The sequence below is a fragment of the Streptococcus sp. SG2 genome, from assembly GCF_030439925.1.
Lineage (GTDB): Bacteria > Bacillota > Bacilli > Lactobacillales > Streptococcaceae > Streptococcus > Streptococcus gordonii.
On record NZ_JAQFJD010000005.1, the window covers coordinates 29,082 to 50,046 of the forward strand.

Below are 20,965 nucleotides of genomic sequence, written 5' to 3' on the forward strand. Positions count from 1 at the left end.
AACCCGCCCATTCACTATTACTAGCAAATCGGCTTGTTCAGACTCCTTTTTCTTTATAATGGGCTATTTATAGAGCTGCTCTCAAACGCGCCTCCGCATTTTCAACGTTACGGACAGAACGTGGAAGAAAAGCACGAATGTCATCTTCTTTATAGCCAACTTGGAGGCGTTTATCGTCAACCAAGATAGGGCTTTTCAAGATACGTGGGGTTTCCATGATAATATCAATCACTTCACTCACACTCAAATCTTCAATATCAACACCAAGACCTTTTGCATAGCGATTTTTAGAAGAGACAATGCTTGCAACGCCATTTTCAGTTTTGGTCAAAATATCTAAAATTTCTTCTTTTGTGATTCCCTCTTTACCGAGGTTTTGTTCTTTATAAGTTAATTGATGGGCATTAAGCCAGGTCTTTGCTTTCTTACAGCTTGTACAACTTGAAACTGTGTAAATTGTAATCATGTAAGGACTCCTTTCACTACCCGATACTACTATCGTAGTCTATTATACCATAAAAACCATCGGTCTTGCGACCTATTTTGGAAAAATTATTCCTCGATTTCTATAGCATCGTCTAGTTCAAGAGTCACTTCTTCAATGTTTTCAGTGATTTTTCCTGTTGTTTCAGCTGCAGTTGCTTCCCCTTCTTGATCATCTTCAATCAAGCCAAAACGGACACGGACTTGACGGTCGATTTCGTCAAAGACTTCTGGGTGATCTGCCAAATATTTCTTGGCATTTTCAGAACCTTGACCAATCTTCTCGTCATTATAAGAATACCAAGCACCTGCTTTTTTGATGATATTCAAGTCTGTTGCAATCTTGATCAGTTCACCAGTCTTAGAAATTCCTTCTCCATACATGATTTCCACAAAGGCTTCTTTAAATGGCGGAGCTACCTTGTTTTTCACAACCTTAATCTTGGTTTCCTTACCAACGTTTGTATCCTTAGCGTCACCAGTTCCTTTAATTTGAGTATTTCCACGAACATCCAAACGGACAGAAGCATAGAATTTCAAGGCACGGCCACCTGGTGTTGTTTCAGGATTTCCGAACATAACCCCAACTTTTTCACGGAGTTGGTTGATAAAGATGGCAATTGTTTTTGTTTTGTTGATAGAAGCAGACAGTTTACGCATGGCCTGACTCATCATCCGAGCCTGCAAACCAACGTGGCTATCACCGATATCTCCATCGATTTCCGCACGTGGTACAAGAGCTGCAACAGAGTCAATGACAACTAAATCAACTGCACCAGAGTCAATCAATTTCCCAGCAATTTCTAATCCTTGCTCACCAGAATCTGGTTGAGATAGCAACAGCTCATCAATATTTACACCTAGAGCAGCCGCGTAAGATGGATCCAAAGCGTGCTCTGCATCAATAAAGGCTGCAATACCACCCTCTTTTTGCGCTTGAGCAACAGCATGAAGGGCAACAGTCGTCTTACCAGAAGACTCTGGACCGTAGATTTCAATGATACGTCCCTTAGGATAACCACCGGCACCAAGGGCGATATCCAAGGCCAAAGATCCTGAACTCATGACTTGAACCTTTTGTTCTGCTCGCTCGCCCAGACGCATAATCGCTCCCTTACCGAAGTCCTTTTCAATGTTCTTCAGGGCGTTGTCCAAAGCTTTTTGGCGCTCGTCTCCAAATTTTTTTGTAATATCATCTAGATTCTTTTGTTTCTTTGCCATTAATTTCTCCTATTTTTTCTAAAAATATCTTTTGGCTATCTTTTAATTATACCAAAAATTAACTATTTAATAAAGTCTTTCGCACTAGGTTAAAGGCGTGCAGAACAGCGATTTTTCGTACATCTCGCCGGCTACGTCCAGCAATATTGACCTTAATAGTTTCCGTTCCTGCAGCACTAGCCAAGCCAATAAAAACAGTTCCAGCTGGATGATCTTCTAGTGAATCTGGTCCAGCCACACCTGTCAGACTGACAGCCAAGTCGCTTTCGGTCAGCTTTCTAGCCTGCTCTGCCATTTTCCCAGCCGTAAAAGCTGAAACAACCCCATGTTCCTCCAGCTCTCCCAGCGGAATGTCCAGCATCCGGCTCTTTTCCTCCATGCTATAGGTGACGAAGCCACCTGAAAAAATAGCTGAAGCTCCAGCAAAATCTGCCAAGGTTGCTTGGAAGAGACCTGCTGTCAGACTCTCTGCTGCTGAAATCGTCTTTCCTTGACTCTTGAGCAAGTCAAAAGCCACCTGAGCCAAGGAATTGTCATCCCCATAACCATAGAAAATCTCTGACAGAGACTGGTCTTCAAAAGTCTTATGTGACAAAATTTCCTTTTCCACAGCCTCAAACTTGGCGTCAGCTTCTGCCTGACTCAAGGCCTTGGTGGACAGTCGTAGGGTAACTTCCCCTGTCTTTGCATAAGGAGCAATGGTAGGGTCACTTTGCTGATCAATCATCTCTGACAAAATAGTCACTAGCTGACTCTCGCCGATACCAAAGAAGCGCAACACTCGTGAGTACAACTTTTGACCTGTGGATAAGAGGGGAACCAACTCGTTATTGACCATAGGTTTGAGCTCGCTAGGCGGACCAGGCAGAACTACATAAGTCACCCCATCAACTTCTATTAAACCACCAACAGCTAAACCAGTCGCATTTGGTAACGGAGTTGAGCCTTCAACCAGCTGAGCCTGGCGCTCATTGTTGGGCGTTCGAGCATAATCTGGTCGGCTGGCAAAAAAACGATCCAACTTTTCCACAGCATCAGGGTCAAAACTCAACTCTCGACCTAAAAACTTAGCCAAGGTCTGCTTGGTCAAATCATCCTCTGTTGGCCCCAAGCCTCCTGTCAAGATAATTAGATTACTACGTCCTTTTGCAATCTCCAGGATAGAGAGGAGACGATTTTCATTGTCCCCTACAGCTGTCTGAAAATAGACATCAATCCCCAGACTAGCCAGTTTCTCAGATAAAAATTGGGCATTGGTATTGACAATCTGACCTGTCAGAATCTCGGTGCCCACAGCAATAATTTCTGCTTTCATAGAACCTCCTACCTTACTATTCGGAATTGGCTTTATTTTATCACAAAAACAAGCAAAAAAGTTGATTTTCATTTTAAGAAGTTAAATAGTTTGTCAACTTGCTTGACAGACTTGTCAACATGTTGTGGAAAACTTTTGGAAAGTTATCTGTTATGGAGAATAACTGGATTGTTAGGGAAATGCTATTGGCAAATGGTTTCATTATTTTTATAATAAAGATGAAAAAAGGAAATCAGCTAAATAATTTTATTTGAAGAAAGGAGATCATCATGAAAATTTCACAAGTACTCAAAGATATTCGTCAACAAAATCAACTCACTCAGGAGGCCTTGGCGGAAAGGCTCAAGGTTTCCCGCTCTGCCATTGCTCGCTGGGAAAGCGAAAAAGGTATCCCTGAAATTGGAAATCTCATCGCTATCAGTCGGGAATTTGATATCAGCCTGGACACACTCATCAAGGAGGACGGGCGTTTGGAGAAAAAGGTCATCGAAGACAGCAAGGCCAAGAAATGGCATTATTTAGTCATCCTCTACCTTTTTTCCATCTTGGTTTATATTGGTGTCTTTGCTTACTTGCACCATATCTTTATGGCTGGCTTCCTCATCTCCACCCTCTTTATGCTATTCTATGAACTGCGCATCTTTATCAAGGAAAAGATTTGGATGCAGAAGGAAGAATGAGGAGATAAAGAGAATAACAAAAAACCTAGAGGTCTGAAACTTCTAGGTTTTCATTTAATTATAGTCAATAAGGTAATAGTAGAAGCAATAACGTTGTTACAACAATGGAGAGTAATTGGATACCAGATGTTTTTTTCCCTTTTCAGATAAATTAAAGAAATAGCGAATCCTACTCCAATATAGGAAATGGCTGTCAGCCACTCTGACAAAACCAAGCTATGCATATGAAGAGTAGCAAACAGAAAAACAGTCAAAGCAAGGCCGAGCCTATCTGAATATTTTGCCAAGAAAGTCCCTAAGAAAAAGCGACGAAAGAAAAGTTCTTCCACAACTGGTCCAACAAAACAACCAACAAGCAAGAACAGATAAGGATTTTCTAAAAGCGCAGCTTGAATCCGAGCATCATTCTGTCCCTGGAGGGGCAATCCTAGACTCTGTTTAAGAGATCCTGATAGTAGATTCGAAGCAATTGTCAGGAGAAAAATAAGGAGCATATACAAGGAGATTGTTTTAAGGAACTCCTTCTTCTTAGGCAGAATCAAAGAAAATTGCTCCTGCAATTCCTCCCGATAAGCCAAGATCCCCAATGTAAACAAAAGAGAGTAAACTGGATAGGTCATCCATTTTTGTCCAATAAACTGTAACCCTCTGCCTATAAATAGAATTGTATATAGTGAAATAAAAATGAGCTGAAATTTTCTTGTTTTCATCGTTCTACTTCCAGTCACAATCATTTTCATGATCATTGATAAGGCCTGCTGCTTCTAGGAATGAATAGACACAAACAGGACCGACAAATTTGAAGCCTTGCTTTTTCAGCGCCTTGGACATGCTTTCTGACAGCTCTGTCTTAGCTGGCGCTTCCTTGTAGTTCGTAATTTGATTGTCAATCGTTTTGAAATCTACAAAGGACCAGATATAGTCATTAAAAGAGCCAAACTGCTTCTGAACAGCCAAAAAAGCTTGGGCATTAGCCCTAGTTGCATAAATTTTCATCTTGTTACGGATGATGTCGGGATTGTCCAATAAATCATCCAGATCTGCATCTGTCATCTGAGCAATTTTCTGGGCATCATAGAAATGAAAAGCTTCCCGAAAAGCCTGACGTTTATTGAGAATAGTCTCCCAAGAAAGTCCAGCCTGATAGGTCTCCATGCAGAGCAATTCAAATAACTTTTGATCATCATGGAGGGGTTTGCCCCACTCCTCATCATGATAGGCCACATACAAGGGGTTGTTCATTTTTACCCAGCCGCAGCGTTTGGTCATCGCTTTCTCCTATTTCACCAACATCTTAAGAGCAGACTTGATATAGTTTTCTGCTGTATCCGTCGTTCCTTCAAAGAATTTCTTGATTTTCTTGAGCTCAGCAGCCTTGTAACCCAGAGCCAGCATGGCTTCCATGGCTTCTTCCAGTTCTTGGTTTTCATTGCTAGCTTGCACTGCAGCCTTGGCAGAAAGATCGTCACCAGCTATTACCACCTTACCTTCCAAGTCCAGCACCATCTGCTGGGCTGTTTTCTTACCAATCTTAGGAAACTTGGTCAGGTAGGTGATGTTTTTCTGCTCAATGGCTTGCACTAAGCCGGCATTATCATCAGCCGCAATAATAGCCAGAGCAGACACTGGGCCAATACCTGAGACTGAGATCAAGCTGAGAAAAAGTTGCTTCCCCTCCTCGGTCGCAAAGCCGTACAGAAGCTCCGCGTCTTCTCTCACCACCTGGTGCACATAGACCTTAGCTTCCTGATGAAGACGCCCTGAGTATGCATAGGGGTTGGCCACATGAAGAATATAGCCAATAGAGTTGACTTCCAATACGATGTACTTGGCTGTAATTTTACTGATGATTCCTTTAAAATATTCGTACATAATCTTCCTTCTTTTTGTATCATTTTGCCTATCTAGTATACCATATTTTCTGTCTGGAAACTGCAAACAGAAGTGCAACCATTGGTTGACAAAATGTACAGGAAGCTGTATTCTCAAGATAACTAAAAGCTGTTAGGATAGAGTTAGCAAAGAAAAGGAGGCTGCGATGATGAAACTCGCTGATAAATTATTTGAACTAAGAAAAGAAAAAGGCTGGTCACAAGAAAAACTGGCTGAACAAATCAATGTCTCTCGCCAGAGCATTTCCAAGTGGGAGTCTGGCCAAGCGCTGCCAGAGCTCGAAAAAGTTGTAGAACTGAGCAAGATTTTCCAAGTGACGATAGATTATCTGCTTTTAGAAGACAGCGACAAGACGGAAATAAAACCCGTCCTCTCGGAAGATGAAAAAGATCGCTACTACAAGGAAGTGAAATCTTATGGCTTCTGGCAGGTTCTGTATATTTTTGTCTCAGCCCTGGCTATCTTTCTCTTTTTCGCAGGTTCTAGCTTTCCAGCAAAATTTACTGCCTTGGTCTGGTTGGCCTTCTTCCTCTTAATCGCATCAGCAGTAGCTATTAACAAGGCGCTAAAGATTAAGAAAAAGTATCTGGACAAGGTTATCGGGCTTGATGATTCTAAGAAAGAAAGGGCTCAAGATGAAACTAAAAACTGATAATCCCATACCTGTCAAAACTCGTCTGAAAGAGCTGATGGGAGACTGGCTTTTCATCTCAGGCTACCTCATTGCTCTTTTTTTACTAGCTATTGGCTTTTACAATCTGGTTCTAGGGGGCATTCCTGCATTCACTGAAGCCCAGAGCCAGCTACTGGCTTTTTCTAGCTCCGTCCTGCCTCTAACTATCATCTTTGCTTGGCTCGACTATAGAAAAGCCAGTTTTGGCAAGCGCTGGGCAGGTTTACAGTTGGTTTACAAACATAAGAATCTTTCCCACAGCCTTTTACGCTCTGCTATCAAGTTTTTCCCTTGGCAGCTGGGACATATAGGAGCTATCCGTAGTGCTTATCAAGCAGATGCTCTGTCAATTTTCTTGTCAACTTCAGCAGGGATTCTCTTCTTGATCTTTCTGCTGATGGGACTGCTTCGCAAGGACAAACGCCATCCAGCTGATTTACTTGCTGGGACACAAGTTCAGCTCAAACATCAAAAACAGCTCTAGTTCCATGACTAGGGCTGTTTGATCTTCTATAAAGTTTAGTATTTCCCCAACTCCCGTAGGCTAGTATGATTTTCCTGAATGCGGCGGAACATTTTTTCCATATCCGACTTGGTAAAGTTGACCAAGACCGGCCGGCCATGTGGACAGTTGTAAGGATTGTCACACTGGGACAGCTGAAAGAGCAAGTCACGCGCAGAGTAGTCATCCAGACTGTGATTGGCCTTGATGGAGCGTTTGCAGCTCATCATAATAGCTAGCTCTGCTCGATATTTCTTGATGGAAACTTCCTTGGTCAGGAGAAGCATATCACACATCTCATAGATGCCTGCCTCAATCTCCTCTTCCTTGAACCAAATGGGATGCTCACGGAGGATAAATTGGTTGGCTCCATACTCTTCTAAAAAGATGCCAGCGTCTTCTAACAGCTCTATCCGCTGCTTGATCCGCAGCATATCGTCCGCTGGAAATTCAAAGATATAGGGCACTAAGAGCTGCTGCTGGCTATTGTCCACATCTCCAATCTTCTCCCGATAATACTCATACTTGACCCGCTCTTGGGCGGCATGCTGGTCAATAATGTAAAGTCCGCCCTTGCCCTGAGCAAAGAGATAGGTCCCATGCATCTGACCGAAATATTCTAACTCTGGGAAGCTTGATTTCTCTTCCTGTCCCAACTTATCCACAGCCCGCTCCAGACTGGCCTGGTCTAGCTCTGGATGGTCTAGTTGTTCATAGCTGGCTGGCTTTCTCTCTGCGAATTTGACCGAAGTCGGTTGCGGTTCTGATTTTTCATCTGTCGCTTGATGAACAGGCTTTGCTGACTCTTCAAAGGATAACTGCTGCTCCGCCACCTCTGGTTTGAGGAAGAAGTCATTCCGCTCCTTATCGTAGTAGAGGCGATTTTCTTTCAGAGGAAGACTGGTCTGTTCGGGTTTAGTCGCACGCTTAACAGTTGATTTGGCTAGATTTTCCAAAGCATCTGGGATAAGGTCTTGCTCCTTGAGACTGGTCGCAATGGCTTGCGAAATCAAGGCCATGAGTTCGCGCTCTTTAGAAATCCTCACCTCTTGCTTGGTCGGATGGACATTGACATCGGCCAGATAGGGATCAATCTGGATATTGATGACTGCTAGTGGAAAGCGGCCTACCATAAGCTTGCTGCCGTAGCCGTCCAAAATAGCACGATTGAGCAGGAAATTCTTAATGTAGCGGCCGTTGATGAGAATCGTAATATAATTCCGATTCGCACGAGTCAACTCAGGCAGACTGACATAGCCGCTCACCTCAAAGTCCAAGTCTGAAGCAGAGATTTCCACCATTTTCTTAGCTGTTGCCAGACCATAAATGCCTGCAATAGCCTGACGCAGATTACCACTGCCGGCAGTCCGTGTCATTTCTCGGCCGTCGCTGATAAGGGTGAAAGCCACTTCTGGATGGGCCAGACTAAGCCGATTAATCACATCAACGATATGGGATAGCTCAGCCTGCTGGCTCTTCATATACTTGAGCCGGGCGGGAGTATTGAAGAAAAGATCTTCTATCTTGATTTTCGTTCCCACTGGACTGCTGGTAGGCTCGTGCTCTTCTATTTCACCGCCTTGGGCAACTAGCAAAGTCCCGTGCTGGCCATTTTCTGTTGCAGTCTCAATGGTAAAACGCGATACAGAAGCAATGGAAGGAATGGCCTCGCCACGAAAACCCAGTGTCCGAATCCGAAAGAGATCCGCCTGTTTCTTGATTTTACTGGTAGCATGGCGGCGAAGGGCCAGAGGGACATCTTCGTGATCTATGCCCTCACCATTATCTGTCACCTGGATAGTCTTGAGTCCGGCCTCCTCAATTTCGATGGTAATCTGGCTTGCACCCGCATCAATTGAATTTTCTACTAGCTCCTTGACCACGCTACTGGGTCGCTCAATGACCTCACCGGCCGCAATCTGATTGGCTAGAATTTCTGGAAGTTCGATAATTTTTGACATCATTTTCTCCGTATTTGTTCTGCTATCTATTATAACACATTGGGCTCTTTCTATCAGAAGGCAGCCTTTTCTCAACCACTCTGCTCACAAGACAAACCAGATAGACACAAATAGCTGCCACATAGACAAAGGGGCTTGTTTTCGCTGCCAAGTTGCGGTTTAATAAAGGTGAAAGGAGGAAGTTATGAAAGTTAAGCTAAGAATCGATTCTCAAGTCACCGAAGACTCCGTCAGCATTGAGGCTCGCCTCATGACAGAAAGCATTCAGGAATTGGTCCACTTTGCTCAACATCTAGGCAAAGAAGACAAGATTCATGTCAAAAAAGAAGATGAAATCTATCTGCTGGATGCTAAAGAAATCCACCGAATCTATACAGAAAATCGCCAGGTTCAGGTTCGAACAGCAAAAGATGGCTATCGAGTTCAACAAGCTCTTTATCAGTTGCTGCAGGTCCTGCCGGACTATTTCCTGCAGATTTCTCAGTCGGAGATTATCAACAGCCGACAAATCAGCCACCTCAAGCTGACTCCAAATGGTCTGATTCAAATATTTCTGAAAAACGGTGATCAGACATACTCGTCCCGCCGCTATCTTAAATCTATCAAAGAAAGGTTGCAATTATGAAAACTCGTCTTAAAGAACTCTTTTTCGGAGGGATTGGAGGGATTTTCATCGGTCTCTTCTTCTCCATGATTGTTTCTTATTTTTACAATCCAGCTTATCTACCGCTGCACCCTCGCTCTCCTATCGGCCACTTCTTTTTGAGCCAGCATGTCCATGTTTCCCTCATTATGCTCTACTGCCTGCTTATCTGGTTTATCATGGGAGCTATTTTCAGATGGAGCGGAAGCTTCTTCCAAAGAGACTGGAGCATCCTGCGCTCCGTCGTCAGCCACTATGGCGTGATGATTCTGACCTTTGCACTTTTGGCAAATCTAGCCGGATTTTTCCCAAGAGAAAAAATAATTAGCCTGACACTGACTGCTGTCGGGGAATTCACCCTTATCTATCTAATCATTTCAGGCGCCATCTACTACCACACTTACCGTAAAATTCAAAAGATAAATGCACAGCTCCTTCCTAAAGACTGACTTTCCTACCCCATCTATAGAATTCTGATTAGCAAAAAAGAGCGCTTAGTATTTTTTGTCACCCATCCATCTATCTTTTTTCTGTTTTTATGGAGAAATGAGTAGGAGGATTTGATCAATATGGATAGCATTTGTATTTGATGGAAATTTATCTCTGTTTTGTCTAAGAAAGCTATTCATACTCTAGTTTTTTTGGTATTAAAAATTCTATGCATTCGCTTGGATAAACTAATTTTTTTGATATAATAAGATATATATTTAATCGTTTTAATCAAAAGCTGATATGAGGGAAAAGCACCAAGAAACTGTTTTTTCCTGATTATACAGCGTATATTAATTTTCCTTTTTGTAGCTTTCTAAATAAATTCTCTATCTTGTTATTTGGAGGGGTCCTACTCCACATTATTTTGAACTAAAAATTAGATAGAGTTCTCATATAGTAGTTAGTTTATCAACTAAAAAATAGAAAGGGAAATCGGTATGACTACTTCAATTCATTTTTTAGAATCTGCCCAGCAATTTCATTTGAGCAATGAACAGATTAGCTACATTTTCAAGGTCAGTGATGATGGCAAGCTTCTTCATCTATATTACGGGAAGAGCTTGCCTGACGGCGATTACAGTCACTTCCTTGAGATGAACTCTCGCCCAATGACTGCTTACCGCAAAGAAGGGGACGTCTTCTATTCTTTAGAGCATCTAAAACAGGAACTCCCTGAGTACGGAACCAGTGATTTTCGCCATCCGGCCATCTCCATTCGCCAAGAGAACGGGTCTCAGATTACTGATTTTTGTTACTACAAACACGACATTCAGTTCGGTAAACCTCTATTGGACGGCTTGCCAGCTACATATGTAGTAGATGAGAAGGAATGTCAAACTCTGATTGTAACCCTAAAAGATGATCTAACTGGATTAGAAGTGGATCTGCATTACACAATCTTCCAAGATTTTCCAGTTATTAGTCGTCACACTGAGATTCGTAACTGTGGAGCGGCCAATCAGTTTATTGAGCAAATAGCCAGTCTAAACTTAGATTTGCCCGATGCAAACTACGAATGGTTGCAATTATCCGGTGCCTGGGCTAGGGAACGCCATATCAAGACTCGCCCTCTCCAACAAGGCATCCAAGCTATCCAATCAACACGAGGTATTTCCAGTCCTCATCATAATCCTTTTGTTGCACTAAAACGCAAAGAAACAACTGAACATCAGGGAGAAGTCATCGGGGCTAGCTTGGTATACTCAGGTAATTTTTTGATTCAGGCTGAAGTGGACACCTGGGATGTAACCCGTCTACAACTAGGAATTAATCCATTCCACTTTGCATGGAAACTTGAACCAAACCAAAGCTTTATCAGTCCTGAAGCCCTCATCGTCTTTTCTGATCAAGGTCTCAACGGGATGAGTCAAGTCTTCCACCAACTTTTTAGAACTCGATTGGCTCGCAGTCAATGGAAAGAAAAAGAACGACCTATTCTGATAAATCACTGGGAGGCTACCTACTTTGATTATACAGAAACAAAGCTTCTTGAGATTGCCAGAGGAGCTAAAAAGGTTGGAGTAGAACTTTTTGTGGTAGATGACGGTTGGTTTGGCAAACGGGTAAATGATAAGACTGGCTTAGGAGATTGGTTCGCAAACCGAGATCGCCTACCCAATGGTATAGGAAATCTAGCTTCTAAAATCCGAGAAATCGGCCTAAAATTTGGTCTTTGGTTTGAGCCAGAAATGGTCAATAAAGACAGCCAACTCTTTCGAGATCATCCTGATTGGTATATCCATACTCCTGATCGGTCATCCTGTCACGGACGAAATCAGTTTGTCTTAAACTTTACCTCTGATGAGGTTGTAGACTATATTTTCCAACGAATGTCCGCTATCATTGAGGAAGCTAAGCTTGACTACATCAAATGGGACATGAACCGTTCGCTGACAGAAGTCTACTCCTGCGAACTTCCAGCAGACCAGCAAGGAGAGGTCTTTCACAGATATGTTCTTGGCGTTTACAAGTTATATGATCGATTGACCCGTGCTTATCCTAATGTCTTGTTTGAGTCCTGTTCCTCAGGAGGAGGCCGCTTTGATCCGGGCATACTCTACTACGCTCCACAAGGATGGACTAGCGATGATTCTGATGCTATCGAACGCTTGAAAATCCAGTACGGTACCAGCCTACTCTATCCTCTCTCGTCAATGGGAGCCCATGTTTCAACTGTTCCTAACCACCAGCTCAATCGTATCACTCCATTAAAAACACGTGCAAATGTTGCTTACTTTGGAGTTTTTGGTTATGAATTAGACCTGAACAAGCTAAGTAGCCAAGAATTGGATCAAGTTGCTCAGCAGATTGCCTTTTACAAAGAACATCGCAAACTCTTTCACAGTGGCAACTTTTATCGACTCTTATCTCCATTTGATTCTCAAGAAACAGCCTGGATGGTTGTCAGCGAAAATAAAGATACAGCCATTTTAGCCCATTACAAACTCCTCAATCAAGTCAATCGTTCCTGTCAACGACTACGTCTGACCGGTTTAAATCCAGAAGCTACCTATGAGATTAACGGACACGACTATAGTGGCTATGAGCTCATGAGGGCCGGTTTTAGTATCACAGATTCTTCTAGTGGAGAACTCACTGATTGGGCACCTTTGCCCAAAACGTATGACTTTGATTCGAGACTTTGGGTAATCAAACAAAAGAATCTTTAAAGGCAACTTTTTTATAAAATACAAGAAAACACTCCCCATCTAGAAAAATAGATCCAGGAGTGTTTTTAGTTATTCATCAGATTTTTTTGTTCTTGTTATCTACTTCTTGCTTTCTTCCCAAAGCGAACTAGATAACCTATAAATCTTTTTGTAAGTCAGAAAGGAGCAATAAAGCATCCATCGGTGTCATTTGATTCAAATTGAGCCCACGTAAGGTTTCCAGAACTGGATGCTCAGCAGTAAACAAATCAAGTTGCCCCATAGAGTCCTGTCGCAAAAGGGTGCCTTGAGACTTGTCTGAATCGAAGATGGCTTTCTGATCCTCTCTTCCTTCTAAATCAGTCAAAATCGCATCTGCCCTTGTCAGTAAATCTTTTGGCAAACCAGCAATTTTTGCAACGTGAATCCCATAGGACTTGTCAGCAGGTCCTGCTTCAATCTTATGCAAAAATGTCACTTGCCCATCTTTTTCTAAAGTTGCCACATGGACGTTTTCCAACCGTGTCAAGCTCTTTGACAGGTCTGTCAACTCATGATAGTGAGTTGCAAAAAGAGTCTTGGCCTTGGTACGATCATGAATATACTCGATAATTGCTTGCGCCAGAGCCATCCCATCATAAGTCGCAGTCCCCCGCCCCAGTTCATCAAAAAGGATCAAAGAGCGTTCACTTGCTTGCCGAATGGCCCGATTAGCCTCCATCATCTCCACCATAAAGGTCGACTGGCCAGACACCAAATCGTCTGCTGCACCTATTCGTGTAAAGATAGCATCGAAAATCGGAAGACTGGCTACTTCCGCTGGTACATACGATCCCATTTGAGCCATGATGACAATCATTGCTAGCTGTCGCATGTAAGTTGACTTCCCGCTCATATTTGGTCCAGTAATCAGCTGAATATCTGTTCCTTGATCCAGTTCGATACTATTTGGAATGTAGCTTTGGGCTCCCATGACTTTTTCGACAACCGCATGACGGCCTTTTTTAATCTGCAAACTACGACTGCTTGTAAAACTTGGACGGACTAAGTGTTGACTTTCAGCCACAACCGCAAAGCTCTGTAAAACATCGACCGTAGCTAGGGTTTGAGCTAAGGCTTGTAGCCGTTGAATATATTTTCCGACCTCTTCACGAATGCGCATGAAGATCTCATATTCCAGATTAGCAGACTTCTCACGCGCCTCCAACATCTCGCCTTCAATGCGCGCCAGCTCTTCCGTACCAAAACGCTCAGAATTTTTCAAGGTTGCTTTTCGGAAAAAATGGCTAGGGACATTGCCGAGTTGAGAATTGGTTACATGGAAATAGTAGCCATCCTTCTTGTTATAATCAATTTTCAGATTAGTAATACCACTTGCCTCTCGCTCCTTGGCTTCAATGTCCGCAATCCAGCTAGTCCCCTCTCTCATGACCAAACGGTACTGGTCCAAAGTCTCGTCAAAACCAGTTCGAATGATATTGCCCTCAGTAATTACTTGTGGAGCATCTGGGTCAATCGCAGAGCTGATTAGATTTTCCAGCTCAGGAATCGCATCTAGCCTTGCCACCAAACTCTCCAGAGCTGGGCTTTCAATCGTTTCTAAAATTGACCGGATCTGAGGAACATGGCTCAGAGTAGAAGACAATTGCAGGAGGTCCTTGGGATTGGTCTTGCCAAATGACACACGACTTACCAGGCGTTCAATATCATAGACGCCCTTGAGACTATCTGCCAAATCACTCCGCTCAAAGAAATAATCCAGAAAGACCTGAACAACATCTTGACGCTTGATAATTCGTCCCTTATCAATCAAGGGATGCTGGATCCAAGAACGAAGTAGGCGTCCTCCCATGGCCGTTTTTGTTTCATCCATGAGCCAAAAAAGACTACCATGCTTCTTGCCCGTCCGAGCATTTTCAGTCAAGTCCAGGCTGGTCTTTGTCGCATAGTCCATCTGCAGAAAATCTTTTATCTCATAATGATGGGCCTTTTTGAGATGGCTGAGCTCCCGCATCTGCGTCTGAAAAACATAGGCCAGAAGCTTCCCTGCCGTCTGCTTTTCTAAAGATGATAACTCATCTCCTAAGAGCTGAACGTCCTCCATTGCTTCCTCGACTTCTGACAGAAGTAAATTCATTTGTTTGGACAAAACCTGCTGCTCATCTTCTGACAAGCAATAACCCACGACCACTTCCCGAGCTCGGAGATTTCGAATTTCTCCACAAGCTTGGTCAAAGTCTGCCAGGCTGGTTACCTGAAATTCTCCCGTAGCCAGATCCATATAGGCCAAGCCATAAGCTTGCTCCTGCCTATCCAAAGCAACCAAAAAGTTATTTTCTCCGGCTGGCTTACTAGAATCCACTACCGTACCCGGCGTAATAACCTGGACCACCTCGCGTTTGACCACCCCCACGGCCTGTTTAGGATCTTCCATCTGCTCTGCAATGGCAACCTTATAACCAGACTCAATCAAAACATCAATATACTGCTGGGCAGAATGATAAGGTACACCCGCCATTGGAATGGGATTCTCCGAATTTTTATTACGGCTAGTCAGGGCAATCTCGAGAATCTGTGCCGCATTAACAGCATCCTCGTAAAACAACTCATAGAAATCCCCCATACGAAACAGCAGGAAGGCGTCCTGATAGTCTTTTTTAATATCCAAGTACTGCTGCATACCTGGCGATATTTTTTCTGTTGCCATAGTTTCCTCTCTCGTTGACAAGTTAGGCCTGTAGGCTCCAACTCTCTAGTCACTTAAATCCTAAGCACCTTTTGCTATACCATGAACTCTAATGGTTACCCAAGAATCATCTTACCTGATTTTACCATAAATAGAAAAAGGTTGAAACTTTTGTCTCAGCCCTATTTCATTCTTCAATTTACATCTTTGCCAAAATCTGCTCTTCGATTTCTTTGGCAGTATCCTGGTTACGGCAAATTAATAGGAGTGTATCGGCACCTGCTAAGGAACCTAAAATCCTCTCATCCCTATTTTCATCAATGATGTTAGCCAGCACTGCAGCTTCTCCCAAGCGTGTATGCAAAACCAAAGTAAATTCCGCACGGGCTACCCCTCTAAGATGGTAAGACAAAACCTCAGTCAAATCAATTCGAGCCGTTTCTTGCGCTAAAACATAATAGAGCTGGCCGTTTTTCTTGACTTTAATTAGACCAATTTCTCGCAAATCGCGGGATAAAGTCGTCTGAGTTACATAAATACCCTCTTCTTCCAGACGAGTCTGGATATCCTTTTGTGTCCCTAACTTCTCCTCTTTAATCATTTTCTTGATTAAGTCATGACGTTTCTTCTTTTTCATTTTCCCCTCGGTAGTTGTATATTTATACTCTAAATTATACCAAAAAATTGTTATGATACCCAAAAAATTTGAAGATTCCTTTAAAAATGTGATAAAATAGTAATATTAAAAGACTCAAAGGAGCACCTATGGATAATAAACAGATCATTGCCAGCGAATTGGCCAAGGTGATTGACAGCCTGGACCAAGACGCTATTTTAAATTTACTCGAACAGCCAAAAAGTTCTGATTTAGGAGATATCGCCTTTCCTGCTTTCTCATTGGCCAAAGTAGAACGCAAGGCTCCTCAAGCTATTGCAGCTGATATTGTCGAAAAGATTGACACAACTCACTTTGACAAGGTTGTTGCAACTGGACCATATGTCAACTTTTTCTTAAACAAAGCTGAGATCTCTGGTCAAGTTATTAAAGAAGTAGTTAAAGAAGGGGCTGGCTACGGACAACAAAATGAAGGCAAGGGCGAAAATGTTACTATCGACCTTTCAAGTCCAAACATTGCCAAGCCTTTCTCAGTTGGTCACTTACGCTCTACCGTTATCGGAGATGCACTTTCTAATATCTTCCGCAAAATGGGCTACAATACCATCAAAATCAACCACTTGGGTGACTGGGGTAAACAATTCGGTCTCCTCATGGTCGCTTATAAAAAATGGGGAAGCAAGGAAGCTGTCGAAGCAAATCCTATCGACGAACTACTACAACTCTATGTCCGTATCAATGCCGAAATCGAAAACGACCCTGCCTTGGATGACGAAGGACGCCTTTGGTTTAAAAAGCTAGAAGATGGTGATCCAGAAGCAACTGAACTTTGGCAATGGTTCCGTGACGAAAGCTTGGTGGAATTCAACCGCATCTATGAACTTCTCGGAGTTGAGTTTGATAGCTTAAACGGTGAAGCCTTCTACAACGACAAGATGGATGAAGGGATTAAAATCCTTGAAGAAAAAGGTCTTTTGGAAGAGTCAAAAGGTGCGAGCATTGTCAACCTTGATGATGTCAACCTTCCTCCAGCTATGATTAAAAAATCTGACGGAGCTACGCTTTACATCACTCGTGATATTGCAACCGCTATGTACCGGGCTCGTACCTACAACTTCGTCAAAAGTATCTATGTCGTAGGACAAGAACAGTCTAACCACTTTCGCCAGCTCAAAGCTGTCCTTAAGAAGATGGGATTTGACTGGAGCGATGATATGACTCACGTAGATTTTGGTCTCGTTACTAAGAACCGCCAAAAACTGTCTACACGTAAAGGAAATATCATTCTGCTTGAGCCAACCTTGCAAGAAGCAATTAGCCGTGCAAAATCTCAAATTGAAGACAAGAATCCAGAACTTGAAAACAAAGAAGCTGTTGCTCATGCTGTTGGGGTCGGTGCGGTTAAATTCTACGATTTGAAGACAGACCGCCGCAATGGGTATGACTTTGACTTAGAAGCTATGGTATCCTTTGAAGGAGAAACAGGACCTTATATCCAATACGCTTATGCTCGTATCCAGTCTATCCTTCGTAAGGCAGATTTCACACCTGATGCAGATGCTGACTACCGTCTAAACGATGCTGAAAGCTGGGAAATCATCAAGCTCCTCCAAGACTTCGGTCGTGTTGTTAAGCGTGCTGCTGATAACTATGAGCCATCATTGATCGCTAAGTATGCTATCAGCTTGGCTCAAGCCTTCAACAAATACTATGCACATACACGGATCTTGGACGAAAGCCCAGAACGCGATAGCCGTTTGGCCCTCAGCTACTCTACTGCCGTAGTCCTAAAAGAAGCTCTCCGCCTACTTGGTGTTTATGCTCCAGAAAAAATGTAAGAAGCTAAAAATGCGCTCTAAAGAGCGCATTTTTAATTTGTTCAACTAGTCGTATTCTAACTGATCCAGCTTGATTTAGCATTTTTTTCACAGCATTTTCTAACAATATCATCAAAGAGCGACCATAGAATAATCTACTGCTCCATTCGTCTTATTTTTATTTGTAAAACAAATGCACCTCCTAAAAAGGTGCATTTATTATGTTATAGCCAAGCAACAATTACTTGCTTATTCCTCCACAAAACGTCCTAAGATATGGACATTCTCTGAAACAGAGACAAAGGCTTGCGGGTCGGTTTTACGCATAATGTATTTAAACTCACTGTACTCAGCCCGAGTAATTACTGTGATCAGGATTGCCTTTTCCTGATGATTATAGGTCCCTTCTGCACCATTAATCATGGTAGCTCCCCGATGCAATCGTTTGTGGATTTTTTCGATAACCTTATCTGGACAGCTTGTAATAATCATGGCCTGCATTTTCTTTTGCTTAGTAAATACAGCATCCGTTACCCGACTGGATACGAAGATGGTAATCATCGAATAAAGAGCATAAGTCCAACCAAAAGTCAGCCCCGCAATCAGCATAATCACCCCATTCACCACGAAGGAAATGCTGCCGACATTACGGCCTGTCCGCTTACGAACAGTCAAACTGACAATATCCGTTCCGCCACTAGAAATATTATTTTTCAAGGCAAATCCGACACCAGTTCCCATCACGACACCCCCAAAAAGAGCATTGATAATAGGGTCCTGTGTTAAAACCACCTCTGGAACAATCTGGATAAAAAAGGAACTCATACTAACAGTTATGAAGGTGAAAACTGTAAACTTATGTCCAATTTGATACCAGGCCACAATCATCAGGGGAATGTTGATTAAATAAAATGTAAGGGAAACTGGAATTGTCATCCCAATAAATCTCTCACTCAAGGCAGAAAAAATCTGAGCTAGACCTGTTGCCCCACTAGAATAAACATGCCCAGGCTGAAAAAAGAAATTCACAGCAACAGCTGAGAGAAAACCATAGACAATCGAAGCCGAGATTTTCTCATCATATTTCTCCTTAGAAATGCTCTGTAGTACTTTCAAGAGCCGAAAATTATAGGCCAATCGGCGAATCCTATAGCGTAGGATTTTATAAAACTTAGTCTTTTTCATTTACTTCCACTTGTAAACTCAGTTCATCTAACTGTTTTGCAGCCACAGGACTTGGAGCCTGCGTCATTGGGTCTGTCGCCTTGTTGTTCTTAGGAAAGGCAATCACTTCACGGATATTTTCTTCTCCTGCTAAGAGCATCACAAAGCGGTCAAGCCCGATAGCCAAACCACCATGTGGTGGGAAACCATAGTCCATAGCCTCAAGGAGGAATCCAAATTGATCATTAGCCTCTTCAGCTGAGAAACCAAGAGCCTTGAACATGCGTTCTTGAAGGTCTTTTTGGTTGATACGAAGACTACCACCACCAAGCTCATAACCGTTTAAGACGATATCATAAGCGATGGCACGAACCTTGGCCAAATCACCCTCTAATTCGTGAGCGGTCTCTGCCTGTGGAAGAGTGAATGGATGGTGGGCACTCATGTAGCGGCCTTCTTCTTCAGACCATTCAAACATTGGCCAGTCAACCACCCAAAGGAAGTTGAATTTATCGTTATCAATCAAGCCAAGCTCTTTGGCAATACGTCCACGAAGGGCACCAAGCGTTGCATTCGCCACTTCAAGCGTATCCGCCACAAATAGAACCAAATCCTTATCTTCAAGACTAAGTGCTGTTATCAAGCTTTCTTGGATGCCAATCAAGAACTTAGCAACTGGTCCGTTTAATTCTCCATCCACAACCTTGACCCAAGCAAGGCCCTTAGCTCCATACTGCTTGGCTACTTCGGTCATCTTGTCGATGTCTTTACGTGAATAGTTATCTGCAGCCCCTTTAACGACGATTGCTTTTACAGCTGGAGCTTCTGAAAAGACTTTGAAGTTTACACCCGTGACAACCTCTGTCAAGTCCTGAAGCAACATGTCAAAACGCGTATCAGGCTTGTCAGAACCATAAAGAGCCATGGCATCATCGTACTTCATACGGGGGAATGGAAGCGTCACTTCGATTCCTTTTGTTTCTTTCATCACGCGCGCAATCAATCCTTCTGTGATATCTTGAATTTCTTGCTCACTAAGGAATGAAGTTTCTAAGTCGACCTGGGTGAATTCAGGCTGACGGTCACCGCGCAAGTCTTCGTCGCGGAAGCATTTAACGATTTGGTAGTAACGGTCAAATCCAGCATTCATCAACAACTGTTTTGTAATCTGCGGACTTTGAGGAAGGGCATAGAAATGACCTTTATTGACACGAGATGGCACCAAATAGTCACGCGCCCCCTCTGGCGTTGACTTAGAAAGGAATGGTGTCTCCACATCAATAAATTCCAACTCGTCCAAGTAGTTGCGGATAGAGTGGGTCACTTTAGCACGAAGTTTGAGATTTTCCAACATCTCTGGACGACGAAGATCCAGATAACGGTAACGCAAACGTGTATCGTCATTGGCTTCAATGCCATCTTTGATTTCAAAAGGAGTTGTTTTAGCGGTATTTAGAACCTCCAGGCTTTGCACATGTAATTCTACAGCGCCTGTTGCCAATTTATCATTAGCCTGCTCACGCGCAACAACTTGACCTGTCACCTCGATGACAAACTCACTGCGCAGACTTTCTGCTGTCTCCATCACATCCTTTGAAACAGTCTCAGGATTGATAACCAGCTGCATGATGCCTTCACGGTCTCGCAAATCAATGAAAATCAAGCCACCCAAGTCTCGTCTACGAGCAACCCAGCCTTTCAAAGTGATTTCTTGACCTACGTGCTCCTTGCGAACACGTCCAGCATACATCGAACGTTTCATTATTTTTCTCCAAACTTTTAATTCTTGTTCTATTTTACCATAAAGATAGAGGGATAAGCTTGTCCCTCAAGATTTTTTTAGAAAAATCATTTTTGCTAAATAGCAGGCTTTACAAAATGTCAATTCAAGCCTAGTCTTCCTTCTTGCCCTTTTCAAATAAAGCAGGTGCCAAGGCCTTGCTGACCATAGCTGTTAAAAATCGAAAAATACCTGCCGCCAAGCCAAATATAGGAGCTAGATAGCGGAAAAAGAAATCTCCCCTAATAAATAAACACAGAAGACCCGTTATGATAAATAAAGCTACTGCCTGAATAAGGGAGAGCATGACTATTTTTTTCATTCAATATTCCTTTGTAGATGATCGTTTGTAATTGTTCAACTAAAACAGAAGGCTGGAATAGAATTCCAG

The 20,965-nt window shown here is 42.8% G+C and carries 19 protein-coding genes; 7 read left to right on the forward strand and 12 right to left on the reverse strand.

Going from position 1 to position 20,965, the window contains the following annotated elements:
- Positions 1–67: 67 nt before the first annotated feature.
- From spx to PCY09_RS09435, 3 genes are all read right to left on the reverse strand, one after another.
- Positions 68–466: a transcriptional regulator Spx gene (spx, locus tag PCY09_RS09425; RefSeq protein WP_008809970.1), complete on the reverse strand. Its 399-nt coding sequence runs from the start codon at positions 464–466 to the stop codon at positions 68–70.
- 86 nt (positions 467–552) lie between these two features.
- Positions 553–1,704 (reverse strand): recombinase RecA, encoded by a 1,152-nt coding sequence (recA, locus tag PCY09_RS09430; protein ID WP_012131014.1) that lies wholly within the window; start codon positions 1,702–1,704, stop codon positions 553–555.
- Between the two features lie 58 nt (positions 1,705–1,762).
- Positions 1,763–3,019, reverse strand: a complete 1,257-nt coding sequence (locus PCY09_RS09435) for a competence/damage-inducible protein A (protein ID WP_061602317.1) — start codon at positions 3,017–3,019, stop codon at positions 1,763–1,765.
- A gap of 269 nt (positions 3,020–3,288) precedes the next feature.
- Between PCY09_RS09435 and PCY09_RS09440 the strand changes: the two genes are divergently transcribed.
- Entirely contained in the window at positions 3,289–3,699 is a 411-nt protein-coding gene (locus PCY09_RS09440) for a helix-turn-helix domain-containing protein (RefSeq protein ID WP_061602318.1), read from the forward strand.
- Between the two features lie 50 nt (positions 3,700–3,749).
- Here the strand turns inward: PCY09_RS09440 and PCY09_RS09445 are convergent, their stop codons facing one another.
- The 3 genes from PCY09_RS09445 to ruvA are packed head-to-tail and all read right to left on the reverse strand — an operon-like array spanning position 3,750 to position 5,571.
- Positions 3,750–4,409, reverse strand: a complete 660-nt coding sequence (locus PCY09_RS09445) for a CPBP family intramembrane glutamic endopeptidase (protein WP_061602319.1) — start codon at positions 4,407–4,409, stop codon at positions 3,750–3,752.
- Between the two features lie 4 nt (positions 4,410–4,413).
- Complete coding sequence (locus PCY09_RS09450; protein WP_061602320.1) at positions 4,414–4,968, reverse strand: DNA-3-methyladenine glycosylase I; 555 nt, start codon at positions 4,966–4,968, stop codon at positions 4,414–4,416.
- 9 nt (positions 4,969–4,977) lie between these two features.
- On the reverse strand, positions 4,978–5,571 hold the full coding sequence (ruvA, locus tag PCY09_RS09455) for a Holliday junction branch migration protein RuvA (RefSeq protein WP_061602321.1): 594 nt from the start codon (positions 5,569–5,571) through the stop codon (positions 4,978–4,980).
- A gap of 169 nt (positions 5,572–5,740) precedes the next feature.
- Between ruvA and PCY09_RS09460 the strand changes: the two genes are divergently transcribed.
- Positions 5,741–6,244 carry a helix-turn-helix domain-containing protein gene (locus PCY09_RS09460; protein ID WP_061602344.1) on the forward strand — a complete coding sequence of 168 codons (504 nt, stop codon included), beginning with the start codon at positions 5,741–5,743 and terminating at the stop codon, positions 6,242–6,244.
- Positions 6,228–6,749, forward strand: a complete 522-nt coding sequence (locus PCY09_RS09465; RefSeq protein WP_045504652.1) for an RDD family protein — start codon at positions 6,228–6,230, stop codon at positions 6,747–6,749. Before PCY09_RS09460 ends, PCY09_RS09465 begins: the two co-directional genes overlap by 17 nt.
- A gap of 35 nt (positions 6,750–6,784) precedes the next feature.
- Here PCY09_RS09465 and mutL read toward each other — a convergent pair whose 3' ends face one another.
- Positions 6,785–8,728, reverse strand: coding sequence for a DNA mismatch repair endonuclease MutL (gene mutL / locus PCY09_RS09470; protein WP_125397308.1), 1,944 nt, complete (start codon positions 8,726–8,728; stop codon positions 6,785–6,787).
- A gap of 184 nt (positions 8,729–8,912) precedes the next feature.
- Between mutL and PCY09_RS09475 the strand changes: the two genes are divergently transcribed.
- From PCY09_RS09475 to PCY09_RS09485, 3 genes are all read left to right on the forward strand, one after another.
- On the forward strand, positions 8,913–9,353 hold the full coding sequence (locus PCY09_RS09475) for a LytTR family DNA-binding domain-containing protein (RefSeq protein WP_008809980.1): 441 nt from the start codon (positions 8,913–8,915) through the stop codon (positions 9,351–9,353).
- Positions 9,350–9,820 (forward strand): DUF3021 domain-containing protein, encoded by a 471-nt coding sequence (locus tag PCY09_RS09480; RefSeq protein ID WP_125397309.1) that lies wholly within the window; start codon positions 9,350–9,352, stop codon positions 9,818–9,820. The genes PCY09_RS09475 and PCY09_RS09480 overlap by 4 nt, the downstream gene beginning before the upstream one ends.
- A gap of 480 nt (positions 9,821–10,300) precedes the next feature.
- Positions 10,301–12,532: an alpha-galactosidase gene (locus tag PCY09_RS09485; protein WP_125397310.1), complete on the forward strand. Its 2,232-nt coding sequence runs from the start codon at positions 10,301–10,303 to the stop codon at positions 12,530–12,532.
- Between the two features lie 136 nt (positions 12,533–12,668).
- On the opposite strand, the gene mutS is transcribed toward PCY09_RS09485, so the two are convergent.
- Together mutS and argR are read right to left on the reverse strand one after the other, a co-directional pair.
- Positions 12,669–15,218 carry a DNA mismatch repair protein MutS gene (mutS, locus tag PCY09_RS09490; RefSeq protein ID WP_125397311.1) on the reverse strand — a complete coding sequence of 850 codons (2,550 nt, stop codon included), beginning with the start codon at positions 15,216–15,218 and terminating at the stop codon, positions 12,669–12,671.
- Between the two features lie 178 nt (positions 15,219–15,396).
- Complete coding sequence (argR, locus tag PCY09_RS09495; RefSeq protein ID WP_008809983.1) at positions 15,397–15,834, reverse strand: arginine repressor; 438 nt, start codon at positions 15,832–15,834, stop codon at positions 15,397–15,399.
- A 128-nt stretch (positions 15,835–15,962) separates the two neighbouring features.
- Between argR and argS the strand changes: the two genes are divergently transcribed.
- On the forward strand, positions 15,963–17,651 hold the full coding sequence (gene argS / locus PCY09_RS09500; protein ID WP_125397312.1) for an arginine--tRNA ligase: 1,689 nt from the start codon (positions 15,963–15,965) through the stop codon (positions 17,649–17,651).
- Between the two features lie 228 nt (positions 17,652–17,879).
- Here the strand turns inward: argS and PCY09_RS09505 are convergent, their stop codons facing one another.
- The 3 genes from PCY09_RS09505 to PCY09_RS09515 all read right to left on the reverse strand — a co-directional run bounded on the left by PCY09_RS09505 (position 17,880) and on the right by PCY09_RS09515 (position 20,896).
- Entirely contained in the window at positions 17,880–18,815 is a 936-nt protein-coding gene (locus PCY09_RS09505; RefSeq protein ID WP_045504665.1) for a YitT family protein, read from the reverse strand.
- On the reverse strand, positions 18,802–20,556 hold the full coding sequence (gene aspS / locus PCY09_RS09510; RefSeq protein WP_125366441.1) for an aspartate--tRNA ligase: 1,755 nt from the start codon (positions 20,554–20,556) through the stop codon (positions 18,802–18,804). Before aspS ends, PCY09_RS09505 begins: the two co-directional genes overlap by 14 nt.
- 130 nt (positions 20,557–20,686) lie before the next feature.
- A complete protein-coding gene (locus PCY09_RS09515; protein ID WP_061585377.1) occupies positions 20,687–20,896 on the reverse strand; it encodes a hypothetical protein in 210 nt (69 codons plus the stop codon).
- Positions 20,897–20,965 lie beyond the last annotated feature (69 nt).

Excerpts from the sequence above, each read along its gene's own strand:
- PCY09_RS09460 (WP_061602344.1), top strand. The coding sequence starts at position 5,741 with ATGAAACTCGCTGATAAATTATTTGAACTAAGAAAAGAAAAAGGCTGG.
- recA (WP_012131014.1), bottom strand. The coding sequence starts at position 1,704 with ATGGCAAAGAAACAAAAGAATCTAGATGATATTACAAAAAAATTTGGA.
- PCY09_RS09465 (WP_045504652.1), top strand. The coding sequence starts at position 6,228 with ATGAAACTAAAAACTGATAATCCCATACCTGTCAAAACTCGTCTGAAA.
- argR (WP_008809983.1), bottom strand. The coding sequence starts at position 15,834 with ATGAAAAAGAAGAAACGTCATGACTTAATCAAGAAAATGATTAAAGAG.
- PCY09_RS09515 (WP_061585377.1), bottom strand. The coding sequence starts at position 20,896 with ATGAAAAAAATAGTCATGCTCTCCCTTATTCAGGCAGTAGCTTTATTT.
- PCY09_RS09445 (WP_061602319.1), bottom strand. The coding sequence starts at position 4,409 with ATGAAAACAAGAAAATTTCAGCTCATTTTTATTTCACTATATACAATT.
- PCY09_RS09440 (WP_061602318.1), top strand. The coding sequence starts at position 3,289 with ATGAAAATTTCACAAGTACTCAAAGATATTCGTCAACAAAATCAACTC.
- PCY09_RS09505 (WP_045504665.1), bottom strand. The coding sequence starts at position 18,815 with ATGAAAAAGACTAAGTTTTATAAAATCCTACGCTATAGGATTCGCCGA.
- mutS (WP_125397311.1), bottom strand. The coding sequence starts at position 15,218 with ATGGCAACAGAAAAAATATCGCCAGGTATGCAGCAGTACTTGGATATT.
- PCY09_RS09435 (WP_061602317.1), bottom strand. The coding sequence starts at position 3,019 with ATGAAAGCAGAAATTATTGCTGTGGGCACCGAGATTCTGACAGGTCAG.
- PCY09_RS09475 (WP_008809980.1), top strand. The coding sequence starts at position 8,913 with ATGAAAGTTAAGCTAAGAATCGATTCTCAAGTCACCGAAGACTCCGTC.
- mutL (WP_125397308.1), bottom strand. The coding sequence starts at position 8,728 with ATGTCAAAAATTATCGAACTTCCAGAAATTCTAGCCAATCAGATTGCG.
- argS (WP_125397312.1), top strand. The coding sequence starts at position 15,963 with ATGGATAATAAACAGATCATTGCCAGCGAATTGGCCAAGGTGATTGAC.
- spx (WP_008809970.1), bottom strand. The coding sequence starts at position 466 with ATGATTACAATTTACACAGTTTCAAGTTGTACAAGCTGTAAGAAAGCA.
- aspS (WP_125366441.1), bottom strand. The coding sequence starts at position 20,556 with ATGAAACGTTCGATGTATGCTGGACGTGTTCGCAAGGAGCACGTAGGT.
- PCY09_RS09480 (WP_125397309.1), top strand. The coding sequence starts at position 9,350 with ATGAAAACTCGTCTTAAAGAACTCTTTTTCGGAGGGATTGGAGGGATT.
- ruvA (WP_061602321.1), bottom strand. The coding sequence starts at position 5,571 with ATGTACGAATATTTTAAAGGAATCATCAGTAAAATTACAGCCAAGTAC.
- PCY09_RS09450 (WP_061602320.1), bottom strand. The coding sequence starts at position 4,968 with ATGACCAAACGCTGCGGCTGGGTAAAAATGAACAACCCCTTGTATGTG.
- PCY09_RS09485 (WP_125397310.1), top strand. The coding sequence starts at position 10,301 with ATGACTACTTCAATTCATTTTTTAGAATCTGCCCAGCAATTTCATTTG.